18 protein-coding genes and 1 other RNA gene are annotated in these 24,084 nt (G+C 65.6%); 6 read left to right on the forward strand and 13 right to left on the reverse strand.

Features of this window, described 5'->3' with window-relative positions:
* The first annotated feature begins 8 nt into the window (after positions 1-8).
* On the forward strand, positions 9-1,007 hold the full coding sequence (locus tag XCC_RS12145; protein ID WP_011037478.1) for a magnesium and cobalt transport protein CorA: 999 nt from the start codon (positions 9-11) through the stop codon (positions 1,005-1,007).
* Positions 1,008-1,900: 893 nt separating this feature from the next.
* Here the strand turns inward: XCC_RS12145 and XCC_RS12150 are convergent.
* Complete coding sequence (locus XCC_RS12150) at positions 1,901-3,265, reverse strand: NAD-dependent succinate-semialdehyde dehydrogenase (RefSeq protein WP_011037479.1); 1,365 nt, start codon at positions 3,263-3,265, stop codon at positions 1,901-1,903.
* Between the two features lie 494 nt (positions 3,266-3,759).
* On the opposite strand from XCC_RS12150, the gene XCC_RS22430 reads away from it, so the two are divergent.
* Entirely contained in the window at positions 3,760-3,939 is a 180-nt protein-coding gene (locus tag XCC_RS22430) for a hypothetical protein (protein ID WP_225041615.1), read from the forward strand.
* Between the two features lie 156 nt (positions 3,940-4,095).
* Here the strand turns inward: XCC_RS22430 and XCC_RS12160 are convergent, their stop codons facing one another.
* The 11 genes from XCC_RS12160 to XCC_RS12210 form a co-directional block, all read right to left on the reverse strand.
* Positions 4,096-4,944 (reverse strand): ABC transporter permease subunit, encoded by an 849-nt coding sequence (locus XCC_RS12160; RefSeq protein ID WP_011037481.1) that lies wholly within the window; start codon positions 4,942-4,944, stop codon positions 4,096-4,098.
* Positions 4,941-5,852, reverse strand: a complete 912-nt coding sequence (locus XCC_RS12165) for an ABC transporter permease subunit (RefSeq protein WP_011037482.1) — start codon at positions 5,850-5,852, stop codon at positions 4,941-4,943. The genes XCC_RS12160 and XCC_RS12165 overlap by 4 nt, the downstream gene beginning before the upstream one ends.
* Positions 5,844-5,920: non-coding RNA, sX9 sRNA (locus XCC_RS12170), on the reverse strand. The genes XCC_RS12165 and XCC_RS12170 overlap by 9 nt, the downstream gene beginning before the upstream one ends.
* Positions 5,921-5,996: 76 nt before the next feature.
* The gene (locus XCC_RS12175) at positions 5,997-7,127 is read right to left on the reverse strand and encodes an ABC transporter ATP-binding protein (protein WP_029628943.1); all 1,131 of its coding nucleotides are present in this window, start codon (positions 7,125-7,127) and stop codon (positions 5,997-5,999) included.
* Between the two features lie 102 nt (positions 7,128-7,229).
* Positions 7,230-8,723 (reverse strand): efflux transporter outer membrane subunit, encoded by a 1,494-nt coding sequence (locus XCC_RS12180; RefSeq protein WP_029628942.1) that lies wholly within the window; start codon positions 8,721-8,723, stop codon positions 7,230-7,232.
* Between the two features lie 4 nt (positions 8,724-8,727).
* On the reverse strand, positions 8,728-10,314 hold the full coding sequence (locus tag XCC_RS12185; protein WP_011037485.1) for an MDR family MFS transporter: 1,587 nt from the start codon (positions 10,312-10,314) through the stop codon (positions 8,728-8,730).
* Entirely contained in the window at positions 10,311-11,510 is a 1,200-nt protein-coding gene (locus tag XCC_RS12190) for an HlyD family secretion protein (RefSeq protein WP_011037486.1), read from the reverse strand. Before XCC_RS12190 ends, XCC_RS12185 begins: the two co-directional genes overlap by 4 nt.
* A 202-nt stretch (positions 11,511-11,712) precedes the next feature.
* On the reverse strand, positions 11,713-12,828 hold the full coding sequence (locus XCC_RS12195) for a polyamine ABC transporter substrate-binding protein (protein WP_011037487.1): 1,116 nt from the start codon (positions 12,826-12,828) through the stop codon (positions 11,713-11,715).
* A gap of 216 nt (positions 12,829-13,044) precedes the next feature.
* A complete protein-coding gene (locus XCC_RS12200) occupies positions 13,045-14,412 on the reverse strand; it encodes an aspartate aminotransferase family protein (protein ID WP_029628941.1) in 1,368 nt (455 codons plus the stop codon).
* Between the two features lie 581 nt (positions 14,413-14,993).
* Positions 14,994-16,379 carry a glutamine synthetase family protein gene (locus XCC_RS12205; protein WP_011037489.1) on the reverse strand — a complete coding sequence of 462 codons (1,386 nt, stop codon included), beginning with the start codon at positions 16,377-16,379 and terminating at the stop codon, positions 14,994-14,996.
* Between the two features lie 6 nt (positions 16,380-16,385).
* Entirely contained in the window at positions 16,386-17,141 is a 756-nt protein-coding gene (locus XCC_RS12210) for a gamma-glutamyl-gamma-aminobutyrate hydrolase family protein (RefSeq protein WP_011037490.1), read from the reverse strand.
* Between the two features lie 129 nt (positions 17,142-17,270).
* Between XCC_RS12210 and XCC_RS12215 the strand changes: the two genes are divergently transcribed.
* The 4 genes from XCC_RS12215 to XCC_RS12230 all read left to right on the forward strand — a co-directional run bounded on the left by XCC_RS12215 (position 17,271) and on the right by XCC_RS12230 (position 21,883).
* Positions 17,271-18,650, forward strand: a complete 1,380-nt coding sequence (locus XCC_RS12215; RefSeq protein WP_011037491.1) for a glutamine synthetase family protein — start codon at positions 17,271-17,273, stop codon at positions 18,648-18,650.
* Positions 18,650-19,963, forward strand: a complete 1,314-nt coding sequence (locus tag XCC_RS12220; RefSeq protein WP_011037492.1) for an NAD(P)/FAD-dependent oxidoreductase — start codon at positions 18,650-18,652, stop codon at positions 19,961-19,963. The genes XCC_RS12215 and XCC_RS12220 overlap by 1 nt, the downstream gene beginning before the upstream one ends.
* Before the next feature lie 74 nt (positions 19,964-20,037).
* On the forward strand, positions 20,038-21,336 hold the full coding sequence (locus XCC_RS12225; RefSeq protein WP_019237577.1) for a diguanylate cyclase: 1,299 nt from the start codon (positions 20,038-20,040) through the stop codon (positions 21,334-21,336).
* A gap of 85 nt (positions 21,337-21,421) precedes the next feature.
* On the forward strand, positions 21,422-21,883 hold the full coding sequence (locus XCC_RS12230) for a bacteriohemerythrin (RefSeq protein WP_011037494.1): 462 nt from the start codon (positions 21,422-21,424) through the stop codon (positions 21,881-21,883).
* A gap of 569 nt (positions 21,884-22,452) precedes the next feature.
* On the opposite strand, the gene XCC_RS12235 is transcribed toward XCC_RS12230, so the two are convergent.
* A complete protein-coding gene (locus XCC_RS12235) occupies positions 22,453-23,733 on the reverse strand; it encodes an MFS transporter (protein WP_011037495.1) in 1,281 nt (426 codons plus the stop codon).
* Positions 23,734-24,084: the final 351 nt, after the last annotated feature.

The following is a 24,084-nucleotide window of genomic DNA, read 5'->3' on the forward strand; positions in this document are numbered from 1 at the left end:
ATGCGGCCATGAACAACCGTCGCCACCCGGAAAACCCGTCCTGCGTCATCACCTGCGCCTATTACGACGGCCACGGCGCGCGCCACGACATCAGCCTGGAACAGATCAGCGACGAGTTACAGCGCCCGGACGGCTTCGTCTGGGTTGGTCTGTACGAGCCGCAGGAATCGGTGCTGCGCAAACTTCAGGAAGAGTTCGGCCTGCATGACCTGGCGATCGAGGATGCGCTCAAGGCGCATCAGCGGCCCAAGGCCGAGAGCTATGGCAATTCGTTGTTCGTGGTGGTCAACACCGCGCAGCTGGTCAACGAACGGATCCGCTACGGCGAAACGCATGCCTTCCTCGGCGCACGTTTTTTGCTCACCGTGCGCCACGGCGCCTCGCTCTCCTACACGCCGGTGCGCCACCGCGTGGAACGCGAGCCGGCGATGCTGCGCATGGGCTCGGCGTTTTGCCTGTATGGCGTGCTGGACTTCGTGGTGGACAACTACCTGCCGATCATGGACGAGTTCCGCGACACCCTGGAAGGCCTGGAAAAAGACATCTTCGCGGAGAACTACAAACGCGAAACCGTGGTGCGCCTGTACGAACTCAAGCGCGAACTCAACAAGATGCGGCTGGTGGTGGCCCCGCTGCAGGACGTGCTCTCGCACCTCAAGCGCAATCCCGGCTCGCTGATTCACGGCGAAGTCGGCGTCTACCTGCGCGATGTGCTGGATCATGCTGTGCGCATCAACGACGCCATCGACACCTTGCGCGAAATGCTGGGCACCGCGCTGAGCGTCAACCTCTCCATGGTGACCCTGGCACAGGGTGAAACCGTCAAACGCCTCGGCGCCTGGGCCGCCCTGCTGGCCGCCCCTACCCTGATCACCAGCTGGTACGGCATGAACTTCACCCATATGCCCGAACTCGACAAACCCTACGCTTACCCGCTGCTGGTCGGCGGCATCGTTGCCTCCTGTCTCGTCCTGTATCGCCTGTTCAAGCGCGCGCGCTGGCTGTAAAGGGCCACCGTGTTGCGGTGGCGGAATGGGGAGTTGGGAATGGGGAATTGGTAGAGCGGTGGTCGCTGAGCTTTTCGCTGGCGACTGCTCCTGGGCGTGGCTGAAGAGCATCGCTCCCGGCTGTCGTTCATGGCCGCCACTTGCGTTGAGCTCTTCGCCGTTGCTCTTGGCTTGAGTCTTTGCTTTCGTTGTACGCCTTTAGTTTCCTTCGCCCTAAAGCGAGCCGAGCACCGCAGTCACGCGTGGCCGAAAAGGCGCCCTTGTCTGAGCGTAGCCAGTTTGGGCGCCGTGCCGCGCGTGGCGAGGAGCACAGGGCACCGGTGCGGCTTCATCGCACCGGATCGCGTCGGGCGAGCGCGGTTTTGGTGACTTTTGCCAAGACAAAAGTTACCCGCGCCACAGGCGCGGAAGCTCTGGCTTGGCTTGGCTTGAGCTTTCGCTCCTCGCTCACCTCGCCCTAAAGCGAGCCGAGCACCGCAGTCACGCGTGGCCGAAAAGGCGCCCTTGTCTGAGCGTAGCCAGTTTGGGCGCCGTGCCGCGCGTGGCGAGGAGCACAGGGCACCGGTGCGGCTTCATCGCACCGGATCGCGTCGGGCGAGCGCGGTTTTGGTGACTTTTGCCAAGACAAAAGTTACCCGCGCCACAGGCGCGGAAGCCTTTGCTTTTGCTTTTGCCTGAAGCCTCCGCCCCAAGAAGAGCGGCAACCCGGGATTCGGGATTGGGGATTCGCTAGAGGCCAAAGCGACGTTGCCTACAAATCAGCGGATGAATCATCCACACCACCAGCACTGCAAGAGCAACGCACCCTCATTTGTTCTCCGCGCACCTCTTCCAACGGCAAAGGAAAACGCTGCTCTTGCAAATCCCGAATCCCGACTCCCAACTCCCCACCCTCAAGCCACATAAATCGTTTTGATATTCATGAACTCATGGATCCCGTGCTCGGCCAATTCCCGCCCGAATCCCGAGCGCTTGATCCCACCGAACGGCAACCGTACATCGCTCTTCACCACCGAATTCACGAACGCCGCACCGCACTGCAACTGCTGCGCAACGCGCTCACCTCGCTTGGCATCGGCGGTCCACACGCTGCCGCCCAAACCGAAGGTGGTGTCATTGGCCACGCGCACCGCTTCGGCCTCATCGGCAACGCGAATCACCGCCGCGACCGGCCCGAACAATTCCTGCTCGTAGGCCGGCATGCCTGGGCCGACCTGGTCGAGAATGGTGGCCGGGTAACCCGCATGCGACCCCGCCACCGGCTCGCCGCCAAGCAACACCTTGGCACCCTTGGACACGCTTTCCTGCACCTGCTTGTGCAATTCATCGCGCAGGTCCGCACGCGCCATCGGCGCAAGTGTGGTCGCGTCCTGCTGCGGGTCGCCGAGCACACGCTGCGCGGCGGCGGCAACGAAGCGCTCCACGAACTGGTCGGCAATGGCATCCACCACGATAAAGCGCTTGGCGGCAATGCAGGTCTGCCCGCTGTTGTCGAAGCGCGACTGCACTGCCGACTGCACGGTGCGCTCCAGATCCGCATCGTCGAGCACCACGAAGGCATCGCTGCCGCCCAGTTCCATCACGCACTTTTTCAGTTGATCGCCTGCATTAGCGGCCAGCGAGCGGCCGGCACGTTCGCTGCCGGTGAGCGTGACTGCCGCAATGCGGTCATCGCGCAACACCTCGGCGGCCTGATCGTTGTCGATATGCAGCACGTCGAACACACCCGGCGGAATGCCGGCGGCGTCTAGCACCTCCTTCATCGCATCGGCGCAACGCGGCACGTTGCTGGCGTGTTTGAGCAGCGCGACATTGCCGGCCATCAGGCCCGGCGCGAGAAAGCGAAACGCCTGCCACAGCGGGAAATTCCACGGCATCACCGCAAACACGCAGCCCAGCGGTTCATAGCGCACATAGCTGGACTGCGCCTCGGTTGGAATGGCGCGTGGCGCCAGGTACTCGGCCGCATGCTCGGCGTAATAGGCGCAGCCCTGTGCGCATTTATCGATCTCGGCCAGAGCTTCGCGACGCAGCTTGCCCATCTCCGCCGTCATGATGCGCTGCAGGTCCTCGCGCCGCTTGGTCAGCTCCTCGCCCACCCGCCGCAACAAGGCGCCGCGCTCGGCCAGTGGCAGCGCTGCCCACTCCGGAAACGCCTTGGCGGAAGCAGCCAGACGCGCCTCGATGGCGGCGGCGTCCAGCGTGTGCTGGGTATGTTCGACCTGGCCATTGGCCGGATTGACGGTGTCGTAGGACATGATGGTCTCCTGCTACAAGCCCGCCATGCTAGTCGCCGGGAAGTTGTAGCCGCGTCACAACCGCTGCAAATCGCTGCAACGCTGTGTTTACCGCACCGCGCAGTGACGCACCTCCACCGCACAGCTGGCGGCTCAATGGCAGATGGGATGATGCTCCCAGACAAGGTAACGAAAGCAGCCCTACCCTGCTCAACGCTGCAACCGCGCAAGATGCTCTAGCATTCTGCAATGGCAGATTGATCCATCCATGGAAGACCACCACGATGCGCCGGAATCTCATTGTTCTGGTTGTACTTGGCGCCAGTGCGTGCCTGCCTGGATGTGCAGTCCTCCAGGACCTTCTGCGTGACCCGCGGCCCGGCCCGGCCGGGTTTGTCACTGTGAGCTGCACCAGCCTACAGCCCGACCCCGCGCAACCCTGCGAGCAAGAAGCGCTGCAAGCGTGCTCGGACACTGCCATCCGGCAACTCATCACCGCGCGGTCGCCGCCGAACATGGTCCCGATCTTTCCCGATAAGCGAAAGTCCAAGAACGACGGCAAGGACAACCGCAAGGACCGCAACGACGAACAATCCAGCGTGGAGCAACGCGGCTACGACATCAGGGCCGAGTATCAGTGCTACCTGACCAAGCCACAGCCCTGGGACAGCGGATACACGCCTTCGGCCAGGTAAGCACCGCCGATCGACTTGTTGCGCTTATCGGCCGGACTGCGCACTACGGGGTCGGAATCGACTTGCAGCATTCGCACACACCGGTGGCTCTAGCGTTTGCATCTATCTGGCGGCAAGGTCGCTGCGATCATTGGCCACCTCAGCGCCGGCGCGCCCTCAGGGAGCAGACTGCAGCGCAAGTTGCGCATCACGCAGGCGGCGTTTTTCACTGCGCGCCAGCAACCACCACCCGATCACCGCCGCCACCGACACCGCCAGCACCATCACCGTGGCCAGCGCATTGATCTTGGGGCTGATGCCCTGGCGTACCGACGAAAACACCTTGATCGGCAGCGTGGTGGAGCTTGGGCCCGCCAGGAAACTGGCAATGACCACATCGTCCAGCGAGAGCGTGAATGCCAACAGCCAGCCCGACGCAAGTGCTGGCGCGATGATCGGCAAGGTGATCAGGAAGAACACCTTCAGTGGCGTGGCGCCCAGATCCATGGCGGCTTCTTCCAGCGAGCGGTCCAGCTCCTGCAGCCGCGAGGAAATCACCACGGTCACGAATGAGACGGTGAAGGTGACATGCGCCACCCAGATGGCGACCGCGCCGCGCGGCGCGATGCCGAGCACGCCGCCCATCGAGACCAGCAGCAACAGGATCGACAGACCAATGATCACCTCCGGCATCACCAGCGGTGCGGTGATCAGCGCACCGAACAGCGTTTTGCCGGGAAACCGCCGCATGCGCACCATCGCCATCGCCGCCATGGTGCCGAGCACGGTGGACGCGCATGCGGTCCAGAACGCCACTTCCAGGCTCACCCAGGCCGCGTCCAGCAATTGGCGGTCACGCAGCAACTCGCCATACCAGCGGGTGGAAAATCCGCCCCACACCGTGGCCAGGCGCGAGGCGTTGAACGAATACACCATCAGCAACAGGATCGGCAGATACAAAAAACCGAACCCCAGCGCGAGCACGCTGCCGCCCAGCACACGCCCACCGCGCGCGGCGCGCATCATGTCAGCCGCCCTTCCAGTTCGCGCTGCTGGTAACGGTGGAAGATCACGATCGGCACCAGCAGCAGCACCAGCATCACCGTGGCTACCGCGGCGGCCACCGGCCAGTCGCGGTTATTGAAGAACTCGCCCCAGAGCACGCGGCCGATCATCAGCGTACCGGGACCGCCCAGCATCTCGGGAATCACGAACTCGCCCACCGCCGGAATCATCACCAGCATGCAGCCGGCGACGATGCCGTTGCGCGACAGCGGCAAGGTGATGCGCACGAATGCCTGCCACGGCCGCGCCCCCAGGTCGTAAGCCACCTCCAGCAGCCGCGAATCGTGCTTGACCAGGTTGGCGTACAGCGGCAGCACCATGAAGGGCAGATAGCAATAGACGAAGCCGATGTAGGCGGCGATCGGCGTGTACAGCAACTGCAGCGGCTGCTCGATCACACCCAGCGCCAGCAGAGCCTGATTGAGCAGGCCGTTGCCATCGAGAATGCCGATCCATGCGTATACACGGATCAGGAACGAGGTCCAAGACGGCAACACCACCAGCATCATCGCCACGTTGCGGGTGGCCAGAGGCAGGCGCGCGATCACGTATGCCATCGGGTAGCCGATCAATAGCGCCAGTGCGGTGGAAATCGCAGCGATCTTGATCGAACTCAGGTAAGCGGCCACGTACTGGCTGTCGCGCAGCAGGGCCAGGTAGTTGCCCAGATGCAGTTTGAGGCTCACCGCGCCATCGGCCGCATACGCAAACAGCGGCGTGTACGGCGGCATCGCGGTTGCGCGTTCGGCAAACGAAATCTTCAGCACGATCAGGAACGGGATCGCGAAGAACACCAGCAACCACAGATACGGTGCGGCGATCACGCCCCAACGCGCACCCGGCAGGCCGCGACTAAGAGTGGTTAGCAAAACGTAGCGAGCAGTCGCCAGGGGGGGCGCGGACGGCGCGGAGGAACCGCAGTGTACGTGTGGTACATGAGGATTCCGAGCGCCGGCCGCGCCCCCCTGGTGGCTGCGCAGTAGTTTTGCTGGCCACTCTTGGCAGGCGCGGCCTCATGCGGTGAGGACCACGCCGTCGTCCTCGCCCCACCCCACCCACACTGCATCGCCCCAGGTCAGCGCTTCGCTGGCCCAGCGTTGCCGATTGGCGAAATGCGCCATCAGCTTGATGCCGCTGGGCAGGCGCACGTGGTAGACCGAGTGGCTGCCGAAATAGGCAATGTCTTCGATCACGCCCTGCGCCTTGTTGCAGGCCTGCGCCGGCTCCTGCTTGCCGATGCCGAGTTTTTCCGGGCGCACTGCAAATGCCACAGCCTGCCCTTCGAACCCGGTGATGCCGTGGCCGATGCGAATTGGCGCGGCGAACGCCGCGGTGGTGAGGCTGACCGAATCGGGCGCGTCTTCGGCGATGACGGCCTCGATCAGATTGACCGAGCCGATGAATTCGGCCGCGAAACGGTTGGCCGGCTGCTCGTAGATTTCATCCGGCGTGCCCACCTGCTGGATCCAGCCGTGGTCCATCAGTGCGATGCGCGTCGCCATGGTCATGGCTTCTTCTTGGTCGTGGGTGACCATCACGCAGGTGACGCCGGAGGTTTCAATGATGTTGACCAGTTCCAGCTGCATCTGCGAACGCAGCTTCTTGTCCAGCGCGCCCATCGGCTCGTCCAGCAGCAGCAGCTTGGGCCGCTTGGCCAACGAGCGCGCCAGCGCCACGCGCTGCTGCTGCCCACCGGACAACTCATGCGGCTTGCGCTTGGCCAGGCGCGCAAGTTGCACCAGCTCGAGCATCTCGCCCACCCGCTGGGCCACCGCCGCCTTGGGCAAGCCTTCCTGCTTGAGCCCGAAGGCGATGTTCTGCTCCACCGTCATATGCGGGAACAGCGCATACGATTGGAACATCATGTTGATCGGCCGCTCGTACGGCGGTAACGCGTCGATGGGCTGGCCATCGAGCACGATGCTGCCCTTGGTGGGCCGCTCGAAGCCGGCAAGACAGCGCAGCAAGGTGGATTTGCCGCTGCCCGAGCCGCCCAGCAGCGCGAAGATCTCGCCCTTGCGGATCTGCAGGCTGACATCGTCCACCGCCACGAAGCCGTCGAACTCCTTGCGGACCTCACGGATCGACAGATACCCCGCATCGGCGGCGGCAGGTGCGGGCAAGACGGCTTCGGAAAGGGCCATGCATCCTCTCGGTGACAACAACGCGCCGGCGCCACCGTGGCGCCGTACACGCATCATGGCAAAAGCGTGCCGGCGCTACAGTGCGCGCCGACACGCGTGGCTCTAGCGGGCGGCGGCCTGCGGCGGCTCGCTCCAGCCCAGGCCCAGGCTCTTCTGCAGCGCCACGTAATACACCAGCAATTGCACCTGCGCCTGCGCGGCGGCGTCCTGCGCGGACAACTGCTGGCGCTGCACATCGAGCAGGTCGATGCTGGAGGTGGCACCGGCATCGCGGCGCTGCTGCATGAGCCCGGCAGAGCGCGTGGCCGAGGCCTCGGCCTGCCGCGCTACCACCAGTTGCTGGCGTGCCGAGCCAAACCGCGACAGTGCGGTATTGGCGTCCTGCAGCGCCGCCAGCACCGCACCTTCATAGGCGGCCTCGCGCCCGGCATTGCCGGCACGCGCCTGTTCGACCTGCGCGCGGGTGCGGCCGAAGTCGAAGATCGACCAGCGCAGCATCGGCACTGCCAGCTTGGTCAGCGCATCGGAATTGAAATCGCTGGGCGAGCCGGCCACCCAGCTCAGGCCGCCAAGCAGGCTGACCTGCGGGAAGTAGCCATTCAACGCCTCGCCGATCTGCGCACTGGACGCGGCCAGCTCGCGCTCGGCCTTGCGCACGTCCGGGCGCCGACGGATCAACGCACCGGCATCGTCCACGCGCACCTGGGTGGGCAGCATCGGCAGCGGTTGCGGCGCGGCGAGCTGCGCATCCAGCGCGCCCGGCTCGCGGCCGACCATCAACGCCAGCTGGTCCAGCGCTTCCTGTTGCTGCATCTGCAGCGGCAGGCGCTGGGCCTGCTGCTGCTGCACCTGGGTGGCGATCTGCTCGACCTGCAGGTCCGAGGCGGCACCCTGGCCGCGGCGCTGCTGCACCAGGGCCAGCGACTGACGGATCTTGTCCAGGTTGCTGTCGGCAATCGCCAGGCGCGCCTGCAACCCGCGGTAGTTGAGATAGACCTGCCCCACTTCGGCAGCCAGCTGCACCTGCGCGTCGGCCAGTTCGGCTTCGGACGCCTGCGCCTGGGCCAGCGCGCCTTCGGCGGCGCGGCGGCGGCGGCCGAACAGGTCCAGCTCCCAGCTGGCATCGAAGCCGGCGGTGTAGAGCTCGGTCTTTTCCAGGTTCAGCGCCTGGCTGCCCTGCGCCGGCGGCTGGCCCTGCTGGCCGTTCTGCAGCCCGCCCAGGGTGTCGACGATGGTCTGCGGCGGCTCGGCATAGGCGTACAGCGCACTGGCGTTGAGCTTGGGCAGCCGCTCGGCACGGCGCTGGTTGGCCAGCGCCCGATTGGCGCGCAGACGCGCCTGCGCTGCGCGCAGGTTGGGGCTGTCGGCCAGGGCCTGAGTGACGAGCTGGGTCAGCTGCGCATCGCGCAGGTCTTCCCACCAGTGATTCAGTGGTGCGGCGGCGACCACATCGGCCGCACTGGCGCGATGCAGCGTGGGCGCCTGCACGGCGGTTTCGGCCACCGCGGGCGGCTTGGTGTAGTTGGGGCCGAGCATGCAGCCGCCCAGCAGCAGTGAGGCCAGCGCTGCCGCCAGCGGCATGCGCGCCAGGCGCAGGGAATCAGTGCATTGCAAGGTGCGTCCCCTTGGGTAACGGCTTGAGCAAAAAGGCCAGCGGAATCGTGCAGACCACGATCACGCCAAAGATCCAGAACAGGTCGCTATAGGTCATCACCAGCGCCTGCTGTTGCACCAGGCGCGCAAGTTGGGCAACCGCGCGAATCGCCGCCTCGCCACCGGCGCTGCCCTGCATCTGCGCGTTCAACCCGGCCAGGAAATCCTGCGCGCGGCTGGCGTTTGCAGTGACGGCGCTGCCGATGGTCTCGGTGTGGAAGGTCATGCGCCGCTCCTGGAAGGTGGAGATCAGCGCCAATCCAACCGAGCCACCCAGGTTGCGGCCGGCGTTGAACAGGCCGGACGCATCGCCGGCCAGCTCGGGCGGCACCGAGGAAATGGCCGCCTGGTTGAGCGACATCATCGCCAGCGCCAGGCCGCAGCCCTGCAACAACTGCCCGGCGACAAAATGCATGCCCACGGTGTCGGCGGTCAGCGACAGGTTGACGAAGCATGCCGCGGCAAAACACAGCAGCCCGGCGATCACCAGGATGCGCACGTCCACCACCTCCAGCAGCTTGGGCATCATCGGCATCAACAACACCGTGGGCAGGCCGGACAGCAGCAACACATAGCCGGCCTGTTCGGTGTTGTAGCCGGAAATCACCGACAGGAACTGCGGGATCATGTACATGACCCCGAACAGGATCATGCCCACCGCCATGATCATGATGAACACCGCGCCGAAGCTGCGGTGCAGCAGCAGCGACAGCCGGATCACCGGTGCGCGCTGGCCAAACTGCGAGATCACCAGCGCCAAAAATCCACTCAGCGCGAATACGCTGAGCGTGTTGATTTCGCTGGATTCGAACCAGCGCTCGCGCTGGCCTTCTTCCAGCACCACGGTGAGCCCGCCCAGGCCGGCGGTGAGCCCGTAGATGCCCAGCCAGTCCGCATCCAGCAGGCCGGCCCAGTTGCCTTTTTCGTGCTTGAGCCCGAGCAGCAACAGCGCCACCAAGCCCACGCAGATCGGCACGTTGATGAAAAACGCGTAGTGCCAGCTGACGTTTTCGGTCAGCCAGCCACCGAGCAGCGGGCCGATCACCGGGCCCATGATCACGGTCATGCCGAACAAGGCGGTGCCCATGGTCTGCTGGCTGGGCGGCAAGCGTGTGGCGACAATGGTCAGCGCGGTAGGGATCAACGCACCGCCGGCCAGGCCCTGGCCCACGCGGCCGATGATCATCATGGTCAGCGAGGTGGACAGCCCGCAGACCACCGAGAAAGCAGTAAACATCACCGCGCAGATCAGCAGGAAGTTACGCAGGCCCAGCGTGCGCACGAACCAGCCGGTGAGCGGAATCATGATGATTTCCGCCACCAGGTAGGCGGTGGAGATCCAGGTGCCCTCGGTGCCGCTGGCGCCCACTTCGCCCTGGATGGTGGGCAGTGCGGCGTTGACGATGGAGATGTCCAGCGTCGCCATGAACGAGCCGATGGTGCCGGCCAGTACCGCCAGCCACGCGCCCGGTTCGGCTTTCTCGCGTCCGGCGCTGCCGCCGGCACGCTCGCCGGTGGCCGCCGCGGCATTCATCGCGCGCGCTCCTGCGCCTGCACGCGGTCCGATTCCTCCTCGGCGCGCTGCTTGGCGTCCTTGGCCGAGCGGGTATCCACGGTGACCTCCACCGACATGCCAGGCACCAGCACCTTGCGCGCTTCCTCACCGGCCAGCACGCGGATGCGCACCGGCACGCGCTGCACCACCTTGGTGAAGTTGCCGGTGGCGTTCTCCGGCGGCAACAGCGCGAACTGCGAGCCGGTGCCGGGCGACAGGCTTTCCACCTTGCCGTGCAGCTTCACGCCCGACAGCGCGTCGACCTCGATCTCGGCTGGCTGGCCGGGGCGCATCAGGCCGACCTGGGTTTCCTTGAAGTTGGCCACCAGGTACAGCGACTGCTGCGGCACGATGGTCATGGTGCGGGTGCCGGCGGCCAGGAACTGCCCCACCTGCACGGTCTTGTCGCCCACCCGGCCGTGGATACGGCTGGTCAGGCGGGTGTCTTCCACCGCCACGCGCGCCTGGTCGGCATCGGCGGTGGCCTGCTTCACCCCGGCCTTGGCCTGCTCCAGCTGGGCGCTGCTGGCCTGGATCTGGCTCTGCGCCCCCTTGGCCTGCGCCTGTGCGGCCTCGTACTGGGCGCGGGCGCGCTCCAGATCGTGCTGCAGGCTTTCCTGGTGTTCGTGGGTGTCGGCGCCGGAGGCGGCCAGCGGCGCGAAGCGCTTCACCTCGGCCTGGGCAAAGCGCAGGCTTGCCGCGGCCGAGGCCACCTGGGTGCGCGCCTGCACCAGCGACGATTCCTGCGCGGCCACATTGGCGGTGGCGGCGGCGATGTCGGCTTCGCGCGCGGCGATTGCGGCTTCGGCCTGTTGCAGCGTGGCCTGGTAGGTGCGGTCGTCGATCTGCAGCAGGGGCTGGCCGGCGTCGACAATCTGGTTGTCGCCCACCATCACCTGAGTGACATAGCCGCTGACGCGCGGAGCCACCGCCACCGAGTCCGCCTGCAGGTAGGCGTTGTTGGTGTCCTGCATGTAGCGGCCCTTGATCAGGTAGTAGGCCAGCCAGATCACCAGCAGCACCACCACCAGCACGCCGACGATGATCAGCGTCCACTTCACCTTGGGATTCTTCAGCGGCGAGGGCTTCTTGGCGTCGTCGTCGCGGGACGCATTGCCCTGCCCGTCCGCTGCTGTGGACTGGCCATCGGTGGACTGCTGATCGTGGTTGCTCAAAGGGGGCGTCCTGTGTCGTGGGCTGGGCGCGCGCGCTGGCATGCCCGCATCAACGGGCCCGGCGAGGCGGCGCAACCATACAATTATTTGAACCGCCCAGTACAGATTGCGTGATGACCCGGTCAGCCCCCGCTGTGACTCATTGGCACTTTATTAGTCCTGCCCTCGCACGGGCCGCACAGGGCATGTGAGAGAGCCCGCGTCAGCGACCCGTCTTGATCTCGGTCCACAGCCGCGTGTACAGGCGGTCCACCTCGGGTGGATTGATCGCGTAAGTGAACATCCGGGCGGTCACCTCCGGCGGCGGGTAGATGGTGGGGTCGTTGCGGATGGCCGCATCCACCAGCGGCGTGGCGGCGCTGACCGGATTGGCGTAGTGGATGAAATTGCTGTTGGCGGCCGCCACCTTGGGCGTCAGCAAATAATTGATGAAGGCGTAAGCGTTTTCCGGGTGTTTGGCATCCTTGGGGATCGCCAGCATGTCGAACCACTGCGGCGCGCCTTCCTTCGGGATGGAATACGCCACCTTGACGGTGTTGCCGGCTTCGGCCGCGCGGTCGCGGGCCTGGATGATGTCGCCCGACCAGCCCACCGCCAGACAGGTGTTGCCATTGGCCAGCGAAGTCACGTACTGGCTGGAGTGGAAGTTCTGCACGTAGGGGCGGATGGTCTTGATCAGCGCGGCGGCTTTTTCGATCTCGGCCGGCGCGGTGCTGTGCGGGTCCAGGCCCAGGTAGTTCAGCGCGATCGGAATCATGTCCGAGGGCGTATCGAGAATGGTGACGCCGCAGTCCTTGAGCTTGGACAGGTTCTCCGGCTTGAAGATCAGGTCCCAGCTGTTGGCGATCTCGGTGTTGCCAAACGCCGCCTTGAGCTTGTCGACGTTGTAGCCGATGCCGGTGGTACCGATCATGTACGGTACGCCATAGGTGTTGCCGGGGTCCTGCGCGGCGATGCGGCGCATGATGTCCGGGTCGAGATTGGCCAGGTTCGGAATCTTGCTTTTATCCAGCGGCAGGAACACGCCGGCCTGGATCTGGCGGCCAAAGAAGTTGAGCGTGGGCACCACCACGTCGTAGTCGCTGCCACCGGCGAGCAGTTTGGTTTCCACCATTTCGTCGCTGTCGAACACGTCGTAGGTGACCTTGATGCCGGTGCTCTTTTCGAACGCGGGGATGGTGTCTTCGGCGATGTAGTCGGAGTAGTTGTAGACGTTGAGCACCTTGGCCTGTGCATCGGCCTTGCCCGGGGCGCCACCGCCGCCACAGCCGGACAACAGGGTGATGGACAGGGTCAGGGCGAGCAGTCGCAGCGTCATGTGGGTCTCCAGGGCAGCGCGGTGGGGCGGCCCGGCATCGCGGCCGGTCTGCACCCAGCCTACCCACCGCATCCGCGTTTGCACAGCGTGCGGCCTCTGGGCGGCGGTGGACGGCTGCGATGCGCTGCAGCGTCGGGGACGGCAAAGCTCACTGCGGCGGTGGCGCTCGCTGCGTCGTGGCTGCGCAGCTCGGCGGCGTGAGGCCTGCCGCCGCGCTTACTTGCCCAGCGCCTGCGCGGTGTCGTCCAGCGCGGCCCAGGTTTTGTCGAACAGCTCATCGACCTGTTCGCAGGTGATGATCAACGGCGGCGACAGCAGCATGGCGTCGTAAGTGGCCCGCAGGATCAGCCCGCGCCGCAGGGCAAAGTCGCGGCACAGCGCGCCTACGCGCCCGCGCTCCGGGAAGTACACACCACGGCGGCGCTTGTCGGGCACCAGCTCCAGCGCACCGACCAGCCCGGCGATGCGCGCCTCGCCCACCAGACGGTGCGCGCCCAGTTCGGCCCAGCGCTGCGCCAGGTACGGCGCAATCTGCGTGCGTGCGGTGTCCACGATGCCCTCGTCCTGCAGTAGCCGCAGGTTTTCCAGCGCCACCGCAGCGCAGACCGGATGCCCGGCATAGGTACCGCCGTGCGCCAGTTCACCGCCCTGACGCTTGAGCACACCGGCTACGCGGTCGTTGAACATCGCCGCGGCCAGCGGGATGTAGCCGGAAGTGATGCCCTTGGCCAGGGTCATCACATCGGGCTGGAAACCGAAATACTCCGCGCCGAACCAGGCACCGGTGCGGCCGAACCCGCAGATCACCTCGTCGGCCACCAGCAGTACGTCGTAGCGCCGGCAGATGCGTTCGATTTCCGGCCAGTAGCTGCGCGGTGGGATGTAGACCCCGATCGCGCCCATGATCGGCTCACCGATAAAGGCCGCCACGGTGTCGGGCCCCAACTGCAGGATCTTCTCTTCCAGCCGGCGCGCAGCGAGCAGACCGTAGTCGTCCGGGTCCATCTCGCCACCCTCGCCGAAATGATTGGGTGGCGCGATGTGCTCGATCCCCGGAATCGGCAACCCACCTTGCCGATGCATCCCGCGCATTCCGCCCAGACTGGCCCCACCCATGGTGGTGCCGTGGTAGCCATCGTGGCGGCCGATGAAGATGTGCTTCTGCGGCTGCCCCTGCACCGCCCAGAAATGCCGCACCAGCCGCAGGATGGTGTCGTTGGCCTCCGAGCCGGAATTGGCAAAGAACGCATGATTCAAATCGCCCGGCGCCAGCTCCGCCAACTTGGCAGCCAGGTGCACGGTGGGCTCGGTGGTGCATTGAAAGAAGCTGTTGTAGTACGCCAACTGCTCCATCTGCCGCGCCGCCGCCTGCGCAAGCTCGGCCCGCCCATAGCCCAAGTTGACGCACCACAGCCCGGCAAACGCATCCAGCAACTTGTTGCCATCCGCATCCCACACATACACCCCCTCGCCCCGCGTCAGGATGCGCGTGCCCTTGGAGGCCAGTGCCGCGTTGTCATTGAACGGATGCAGATGATGCGCAGCATCGAGTTGCTGCAGGGACCTGAGCACAGAAGGATCCACGACCCGCTCCGACATGAGAAACAACGAGCATACCCGCGCACTGTTGCCATGCCGTGGATGGAGCGCACAGGCATGCATGGCGACACAAGAACTACCTTGCCCTGCTTTGCCTTGCCTTGCCCTGCTTTGCCTTGCCTTGCCTTGCTTTGCTCTGTGCCTGCTGCGCTCTGCTTGCTCTGCTTTGCACGGCTCTGCGCTGCGCTGCCCTGCTCTGCGCTTTACCCTGCTCTGCTCACGCTCTTCCGGGGCCCCATACCGCAGCGGCAAGGCCGGCAGATACAACCCGCAGGGCGGCGCGCATGGATGCGCGACGTTTTTGTAAGGGACATGGATGTCCCTTACAAAAATTTCTGCCGGACTTGCGCACCCGTCGCGCGCAGCGCGTCGGGCGCGAGGACGGGGTGTGTTTCTTTGGTTACCTTTCTTTGCACAAGCAAAGAAAGTAACTCGCGCCCGAAGGGCGTGAAAGCCCTGCTTCCTGTTTCATCTTGCATCAAGGAAAGCACGCGCGCGCGGGGACCACGTACAAAAAGCACAGAAAAACGCACTCACTTCACCACCAAGCAACCGGCCAACCAACCTCACACATTCAACAACAAGAACTCCCGCTCCCACGAACTGATCACCCGGAAAAACGTCTCGTATTCTTTCCGCTTCACAGAAATATAGGCCCGCACAAACCGCGGCCCCAACATCTCCTTCAACGCCTCACACCCCTCCAACTCATCCAACGCCTCCCCCAACGACCGCGGCAAATCGTAGCCCTGCTCCTTGCCGTTGCTGCTGATCGGCGCGGTCGGCTCCAGCTTCTCGCGGATGCCCAGGAGCCCGCATGCCAAAGTCGCTGCCATCGCCAGGTACGGGTTGGCATCGGAGCCTGCAAACCGGCTCTCCACCCGCATGTTCTGCGGCGCATCGATCGGCACCCGCAACCCGCAGGTGCGGTTGTCGAAGCCCCACAGCACATTGCTTGGCGAGACCTCGCCGAACATCAGCCGCCGGTACGAATTGACGTTGGGCGCCAGCAGCCCCATCGCCATCGGAATGTATTTCTGCAGCCCGCCCAGATAATGCGCAAAGGTGTCGCTGAAGCCGCCCTCGCGCTTGCCGCTGAACACGTTCTTGCCGGTGCCGGCATGCAACAGGCTCTGATGGATATGCATCGCACTGCCGGGCTCGGTCTCCATCGGTTTGGCCAGGAAGGTGGCATACACGCCGTGCCGCAGCGCCGCCTCGCGCATGGTGCGTTTGAACAGGAACACCTGGTCGGCGCGCGACAACGCATCGGCGTGGGTGAAATTGACTTCCAGCTGCGCGGCGCCGGATTCGTGGATCAAGGTATCCACGTCCAGCTCCATCGCATCGCAATAGTCGTACATCAGATCCAGGATCGGGTCGAACTCGTTCACCGCATCGATCGAATACGACTGCCGTGCGGTTTCCGGGCGCCCGGAGCGCCCTGCCGGCGGCAGCAGCGGAAAATCCGGGTCGGTGTTTTTCTGCACCAGAAAAAATTCCAGTTCCGGCGCCACCACCGGCTGCAACTTGACCTCGGCATAGGCCTCGAGCACGCGGCGCAGCACGTTGCGCGGCGCCAGTTCGTGCGGCTGCCCGTCCTTGGTGTAGCAATCGTGGATGACCTGCGCGGTGGGATCGGCGGCCCACGGCACCATGCGCACGGTGGAGGCATCCGGGCGCAGGTGCATGTCCGAATCCGATGGCGAGGTCAGCGCGTAGTAATCGTCCGGAAAATCGCCGGTGACCGTGGTGGCGAAGATGCCTTCGGGCAGGCGCGTGCCGTAGTCATGGGAGAACTTGTCGGCTGGAATGATCTTGCCGCGCGCATTGCCGGTGATGTCTGGCACCAGGCACTCCACTTCGGTGATGTGGCGCTCCTTGAGCCAACGGCGCAGCGCGCTCTCCGGCTGCTTGGGCGTGGACTTGCGCGAACGTGTACGGATCGACATGCGAGCTCACTTTCCGCGCTGGGCGGCGTACTGGCGACAGGCCTCGCCAAAGGCCTGGAAGATGGCACGGTAGAACGGATGCTGTGTGACACGCCACTCCGGATGCCACTGCACCGCAAGCAGAAACCCCGGGCCAGGGCCGCGAAAGGCCTCGATCAGGCCGTCCGGCGCGGTGGCTTCCACCAGCAGCCCCGCGGCCAGCGTGGCGATGCCTTGCCCATGCAGCGAGTTCACCTGCACCTGCGCGGTGTCGCTCATGCCGGCCAGCCAACCGCCCGGCTGCAGCTGCACCGGATGCGCGGGGCCGTATTGGATGTCCAGCGGCGCGCTGCGGTCTTCGCGATGGTCCGCCAGGCCCGGCACTTCGTGCACGCGCTGGTGCAGGCGCCCGCCGAGCGCGACGTTGACCTCCTGCAGCCCGCGGCAGATGGCCAGCACCGGCAGGCCGCGCGCCAGTGCCTGCGGGATCAACGCCAAGCTGGTGGCATCGCGCGCGGGATCGTGCGGGTTGCCCTCCCAACTGGGTTCGTCGCTGTAGTGATGCGGTTCCACATTGCTGACCGCCCCGGTCAACAGCAGGCCGTCGAGCCGCTGCAGCCAGGCGCCGGCATCCAGCGGCGGTTGCAGGCTGGGCAACAGCACCGGCTGTGCACCGGCCGCTTCCACCACCGCGCGCACGTACTTCTCGCCCGCTGCCAGGAACGGATGCGGCCCGTGCAGGCTGCGGTCGGTCGGCAACCCGACCAGGGGAACCATGGTCATCAACGCACTCCGCTGGCGGTCCTTAGAACTTAGCGCGCCGCCCGGTGCATTGCCACCGCGCGCACGCAACTCCTGCGCCTGCTCACGCCTGCTTTGCTACGCTGGCCCGCGATTCCACAGGTGTGGCCCATGGCAACCGAAACCCGTGTCGCGTCCCTGCCCAGCATCGATGCCGCCGCCCTGGCCGCGATCGAGGGCTGTGCGCTGGTGGACCTGCTGCTGCCCGATACCAACGGCGTGTTGCGCGGCAAGCGTGTCACCCGAGAGGCGCTCGACAAGGTCTACCGCGACGGCGTGTGCCTGCCGATGTCGCTGATCGCCACCGACATCACCGGCAATACGGTGGAAGAAACCGGCCTGGGCTACGCCATTGGCGATGCCGATCGCATCTGCCGCCCGATCGCCGGCTCGCTCCGCCCGGTGCCATGGGCGCCGCAACCGATGGCGCAGCTGTTGCTGGCAATGCACACCCCCAACGGTGCCTTGTTCGAGGTCGCGCCGCGCGCGGTGCTGCAGCGCGTGGTGCAAGGATTCGCCGCGCTGGGCCTGACGCCGGTGATCGCCGTGGAGCTGGAGTTCTACCTGTTCGACGCCATGGCCGATGCCCAGGGCCGTCCGCAGACGCCGCGCGATGCACACACCGGCGAGCGCAACACCAGCACCCAGGTGTATGCATTGCAGGATCTGGACGACCACCGCAGCTTCACCGATGCCGTCACTGCGGCGTGCCGGCAGCAAGGCATTCCGGCCGATACCGCGGTGGCCGAATACGCGCCCGGGCAGTTCGAGATCAACCTGCAGCACCGCGCCGATGCGGTGGCCGCATGCGACGAGGCGCTGCTGCTCAAGCGCACCATCAAGGCGATCGCGCAGCAGCAACACCTGTTGGCCAGTTTCATGGCCAAGCCATTCGCCGGCCAGGCCGGCAGCGGGCTGCACGTGCACGTCAGCCTGCTCGATGCCGCCGGCCACAACGTGCTGCACGGCACAGCAGATGCGCCGGCCGCCGCCCTGCGCCATGCCATTGCCGGGTTGCAACGGCATGCGGACGCATCGCTGCTGCTGTTCGCGCCGCATGCCAACAGTTACCGCCGTTTCGTGCCGAATGCGTTCGTGCCGCTGGACGCCAGCTGGGGCTTCAACAACCGCACCGTGGCCTTGCGCATCCCGCACAGCGATGCGCACAACACCCGTATCGAACACCGCATCGCCGGCGCCGATGCCAACCCCTACCTGGTGGCGGCGGCCGTGTTGGCCGCGATGCTGGACGGCTTGCAGCACCCCGGCGACCCCACCGCCCCGGTGCAGGGCAACGCCTACGCGCAGGCGACCTTCACCCCGCGCACCTGGCAGGGTGCGGTGGATGCGTTCCTGCGCAGCGACTTCATCGCCACCCAATTGGGCACGCAGTTCCAGCATGTGTTCGGCCAGCAGAAGCAGCGCGAGCTGCTCGACTATCAGGCGCTGGTGCCGGACCTGGACTACGCCCGGTATCTGCGGACGGTCTGATGGCCACCGCCTTGCCCGCCGGCTCGACCGACGCACCGGGCAACGGGTATCCCGACAGCTGGTATGCGCGCAGCACGCCGCCCTTGCCTGCGCAGGCGCCGCTGCACGGTGCGCAGCGCAGCGATGTCTGCGTGCTCGGCGCCGGCTACACCGGGCTCACCGCGGCGCTGGCGCTGGCCGAGGCCGGCTACCAGGTCACCGTGCTGGAGGCCCGGCGGATTGGCTGGGGCGCCTCCGGGCGCAACGGCGGCCAGGCCATCGTGGGCTATGGCTGCGAACAGGACACGCTGGAAGCGCTGGTCGGCGACCGCGATGCACGCCTGCTGTTCGACTATTCGCGCGATGGCATGCGGCTGCTGCGCGAACGCATCGCGCGCCACGGCATTGCCTGCGATTGGCGCGACGGCCACGCGCACGTGCCGTTGAAGCCACGCCAGGTGCAGGCCCTGCAGCGCGGCATCGTGCGCATGGCCGAACGCTATGACTATCCACTGCAGTGGTGGGACCGCAGCCAACTGCGTGCGGAGCTGGACAGCCCGCTCTATCTCGGCGCCATGTTCGACCCGGCCAGCGGGCACCTGCAGCCGCTGGCCTATGCGCTGGGGCTGGCCCGCGCAGCGCTGGCCGCCGGTGTGCGCATCTACGAGCACAGCGCGGTGACGCGGGTGCAACAGGGCGAGCGAGTCGTGCTGCACACCGACCAGGGCAGCGTCTCGGCGGAGTTCGGTGTGCTTGCCGGCAACGCGCTGCTGCGCGGCGTCGCCGCACCGCTGGAGCGCCGCATCATGCCGGTGGGCACCTACGTCGGTGCCACCCCGCCGCTGGGCGCGGCGCGGGCCCGCCGCCTGATCCGCAACGACATGGCGGTGGCGGATACCAACTGGGCCCTGGACTACTACCGGCTCAGTGCCGACCACCGGCTGCTGTTCGGCGGGCGGGCCAGCTATTCGTCGCTGCCCCCGCCGGGGCTGGCGCGGCTGATGACCCGCCGCATGCACACCGTATTCCCGCAACTGCGCGACGTGCCGCTGGAAACAGTCTGGGGCGGCTACGTGGACATCTCGGCCAACCGGGCGCCGCACTGGGGCCGGCTGGCCCCGAACCTGTATTTCGCACAGGGCTTTTCCGGCCACGGGGTAGCTGCCACCGGGCTGGCCGGCCAGGTCATCGCCGAGGCCATCACCGGCCAGAGCCAGCGCCTGGACGTGTTCGCCCGCATTCCGCACGCGCCCTTTCCCGGCGGCCGGCTGCTGCGTACCCCGCTGCTGATGGCGGCGATGAGCTGGTACCGGCTGCGCGATGCGCTGTGGTGAGTGCGACGCAGTGCTCAAGTTCTGCCGAACCGAGCCGTTAGCTGACCTGACGGTTCGATCCAGACGGCTGACCGATGTCCCCAGGCACCCTACATCGCAACAGTGAAAGCGAAGTCCTGCCGCAGCGCGTGCTGCTGGTGGAGAACTCGCGCACGTTCACCAGCATGCTGCGCGAGGCCATCGAGCAACGCGTGGAGCTGCCGGTCACGGTCGTATCGACCCTGGCCGAAGCCGCGCGCGTGCTGGACGAAGAAAGTGGCTGGTTCCTGGTCTTGACCGGACTGGTGCTGGTGGACGGCGACCGCGACAAGGTGGTGGAGTTCTTCCTCTCGCGCAACCTGCCCACCGTGGTGGTCAGTGGCGTCTACGACGAAGACCTGCGCCAGCGCGTGCTGCAACAGCAGATCATCGATTACGTCCTCAAGAACGCGCCAGGCAGCATCGAATACCTCGCCTGGCTGGTGCAGCGTCTGGAGCGCAACCGCCGCATTGGCGCGCTGGTGGTGGACGACTCGTTGTCTGCACGCACCTATGCTGCGGCGTTGTTGTCGATGTATGGCTACCGCGTGGTGCTGGCTGCCGACGGCGCTGCCGGGCTGCAGGCGATCGAACGCGACCCCGGCATCCGCCTGACCATCGTCGACCAGGAAATGCCCGGCATGGAAGGGGTGGAATTCACCCGCCGGCTGCGTGCGATCCGCTCGCGCGACAAGGTGGCGGTGATCGGCATCTCCGGCAACAGCGATTCGTCGCTGATCCCGCGTTTTCTCAAGAACGGCGCCAATGACTTCCTGCGCAAGCCGTTCTCGCGCGAAGAATTCTTCTGCCGCGTCTCGCAGAACGTGGACCAGCTGGAGCTGATCGGCACGCTGCAGGACCTGGCCACCCGTGACTTCCTCACCGGCCTGCCCAACAGGCGCTATTTCCTGGAGCAGAGCCAGCGGGTGATTCCCAAGTTGCTCTCGGAAGACCAGACCGTCACCGCGGCGATGCTGGATATCGACCACTTCAAGCACATCAACGACACCTGGGGCCATGAAGCCGGCGACCAGGCGCTGCGTGCGGTGGCAGCCTCGGTGTCCGGGCACGCCCGCCCGCAGGATCTGGTGGCCCGCTTCGGCGGGGAAGAATTCTGCCTGCTGGTTCCGGGGCTGGATGCCGCCAACGCCACGGGTTATTTCGAAACCTTGCGCGAGCGCATCAGTGCCCTGCGCGTGCGTATCGGCGACGAGACGCTGAGCATGACCGTGAGCATCGGCGTGTGCATCGCCACCCAGCGCGACCAGTCGCTGCATCACCTGCTGGGCGAAGCAGACAAATACCTCTACCTGGCCAAGGCCGGCGGCCGCAACCAGGTGCGCCTGGCCAGCTGAGCCGCAGCGCTGGCTTGATCCAGATCAACGCGCATGGCGCGCGTGATGCCTATCGTGCGCCCATCGCATGGGGCAAGGCATATCGATGGCACTGCTGATCTGGCAGGACGACCTCAACACCGGGATCGAGGTGATCGATCACCAACACCGCCGCATCGTGGAGATGATCAATCACCTGCACGTGGCGCAGACCAGCCTGCAGCGGTTGGTGGTGTCGGACGTGATCGACGAATTGATCGACTACACGTTGTCGCATTTCGCCTTCGAAGAGGAGCTGATGGAAGAAGCCGGCTACCCCTTCAGCCACGCCCACCAGCGCGTGCACGCGGTGTTCGCCAAGCGCGTTGGCGACTATCGCCTGCGTTTCCAGGCGGGCGAAGATATCAGCGACGAACTCCGCAACATGCTCTCGCGCTGGTTGTTCAACCACATCCGCGGCGACGATCAGGCCTACGCCCCGCAGGTGATCGCGCACCTGGACCAATTCAGCCGCACCCATCAACACGGCAGCTGGCTGGGACGGACGCTCAAGCGCTTGTTTCGCTGATGCATTGGGTGGCTGAGCCCGCTTAGGAGCGCGCTTGCGCGCGACTGGGCGTATCGGTAATGCCGCATCGCGCGCAAGCGCGCTCCTACGGGTGTGTAAACCTTCGTCAAGCATCATGATGCATTTACTGTGCGCGCTCCCTTGGCACATCATTTCAATCAGAACAAGCAGCCTGGTAGGAGCGCGCTCGCGCGCGACCAAGCGTTGTCGGTAACGCCCATCGCGCGCAAGCGCGCTCCTACGGATATGTGGCCCATTTTCTTCAGCGCCACGGTGCATCAACTGCGCGCACTCTCTCGGCACATCATTTCAATCAGAACCAGCAGCCCTGGTAGGAGCGCGCTTGCGCGCGACCAACCGTTGTCGGTAACGCCCATCGCGCGCAAGCGCGCTCCTACGGAAGCGTGGCCCATTTTCTTCAGCGCCACGGTGCATCAACTGCGCGCACTCTCTGGGCACGTCATTTCAATCAGAACAAGCAGCCTGGTAGGAGCGCGCTTGCGCGCGACCAGACTTCACCGGCGTTGCAGTCACACTCAAGCGCTCAGATGCTCAGACGCGCGCCTACCTCAGCGCCGCGATCGACGTGCCAGCATCAACGCAAACAGGCTCAACACCGCCGCACCGCCGAGGTAATAACCTACCGCCTGCACGCCGTAGCGTGCGGCCAGTTGGGTGGCCACATACGGTGCCGGTGCCGCGCCCAGGATGCTGGCCAAATTGAACGACAACGACGCGCCGGTGTAACGCACTTCGGTGGGGTACAACTCGGCCAGCAATGTGCCACACGGGCCGTAAGTCAGGCCCATGAAAAAAAACCCCAGCGACAAAAACGCCAGCACCTGCAGCGGATGATTGGCCTGGAACAACGGCGCGAACGCCAGGCCGAAGGCCACGATCGCCACGCTGGCCAGCATCATTGCCAGCGGCGCGCCGTGGCGGTCGCCGAACTTGGCTGAGATCGGAATCCCAAGCGCGAAAAACACGATGCCGGCCATCTGCAGCAGCAGGAACTGCTCCTTGTCGTAGCCCAACGTCTTGGTGCCGTAGCCCAGCGCAAACACCGTCATCAGGTAGAACAACACGAACGTTGCAAACGCGCCCAAGGTGCCGATGATCAGTGCCGGCCAGTGCTGCGTAATCACCGTGCCCAGCGGCAGCCGCACACGGGTGTTGCGATCCAGGGCTTTCTGGAAGTCCGGGGTTTCGGTGATGCTCAGGCGCACCCACAGACCGGTGAGCACCAACGCGGCGCTGGCCAGGAAAGGGACGCGCCAGCCCCAGCGCATGAACTGCGCATCGTCCAGCAGCGCACCCATGCCCAGAAAGGTGCCGGTGGAGAGCAAAAAGCCCAGCGGCGCCCCCAATTGCGGGAACATGCCGTACCACACGCGCTTGCCGGGTGGCGCGTTTTCGGTCGCAAGCAGCACCGCCCCACCCCACTCACCGCCCAGGCCCAACCCCTGGCCGAACCGGCACAGCGCCAGCAGCAACGGCGCGAACACGCCGATCTGCGCGTAGCTGGGCAGCAGCCCGATCGCCACGGTGGAAATGCCCATCGTCAGCAGTGCTGCCACCAGCGTGGCCTTGCGCCCGACACGATCGCCGAAGTGCCCGAACACCGCCGAGCCCACCGGCCGCGCGATGAAGGCCACCGCGAACGTCGCCAGCGACTGCAGCATGGCCGCGCCGCCATCGCCGGCCGGGAAGAACAACGTGGGAAACACCAGCACCGCCGCGGTGGCGTAGATGTAGAAATCGAAAAACTCGATGGTGGTGCCGATCAGGCTGGCGAACAGCACGCGCGCAGGCGAATTGATGGGCGTGGCGAGCGGCGTGGCGGCAGTCATCGAGGATCGGCATCCATAGGAAAGACGGCCGATTCTCGCAGATCACACCTGGGCGTTGCGCAGCCTCCGCCAGCCCGCAAAAGTTGCATGCGTTACCGAACCACACACAGTGCGCTGCGTGTCACGGTTGGCCCGGGACCGTCCGGGTGAAGAACGACGCTGTCTTGTGTTGAAGGCGAGACGGAGACGCCTGTAGACACGCGCTGTGCCTGGAGACGTCAGCTGCACTCAACACGGAAGAGGTGCATCACTACCGAAGAACAATGCTGATCAACACGTTGTGCATCTGAAATCGCCCAGCCCGGCGCGCGGCAGGTAAACCTCACCGCGCCTGCAACGCCACACTGACCA

Origin of the sequence: Xanthomonas campestris pv. campestris str. ATCC 33913 (assembly GCF_000007145.1) — a bacterium.
Classification (GTDB): Bacteria; Pseudomonadota; Gammaproteobacteria; order Xanthomonadales; family Xanthomonadaceae; genus Xanthomonas; species Xanthomonas campestris.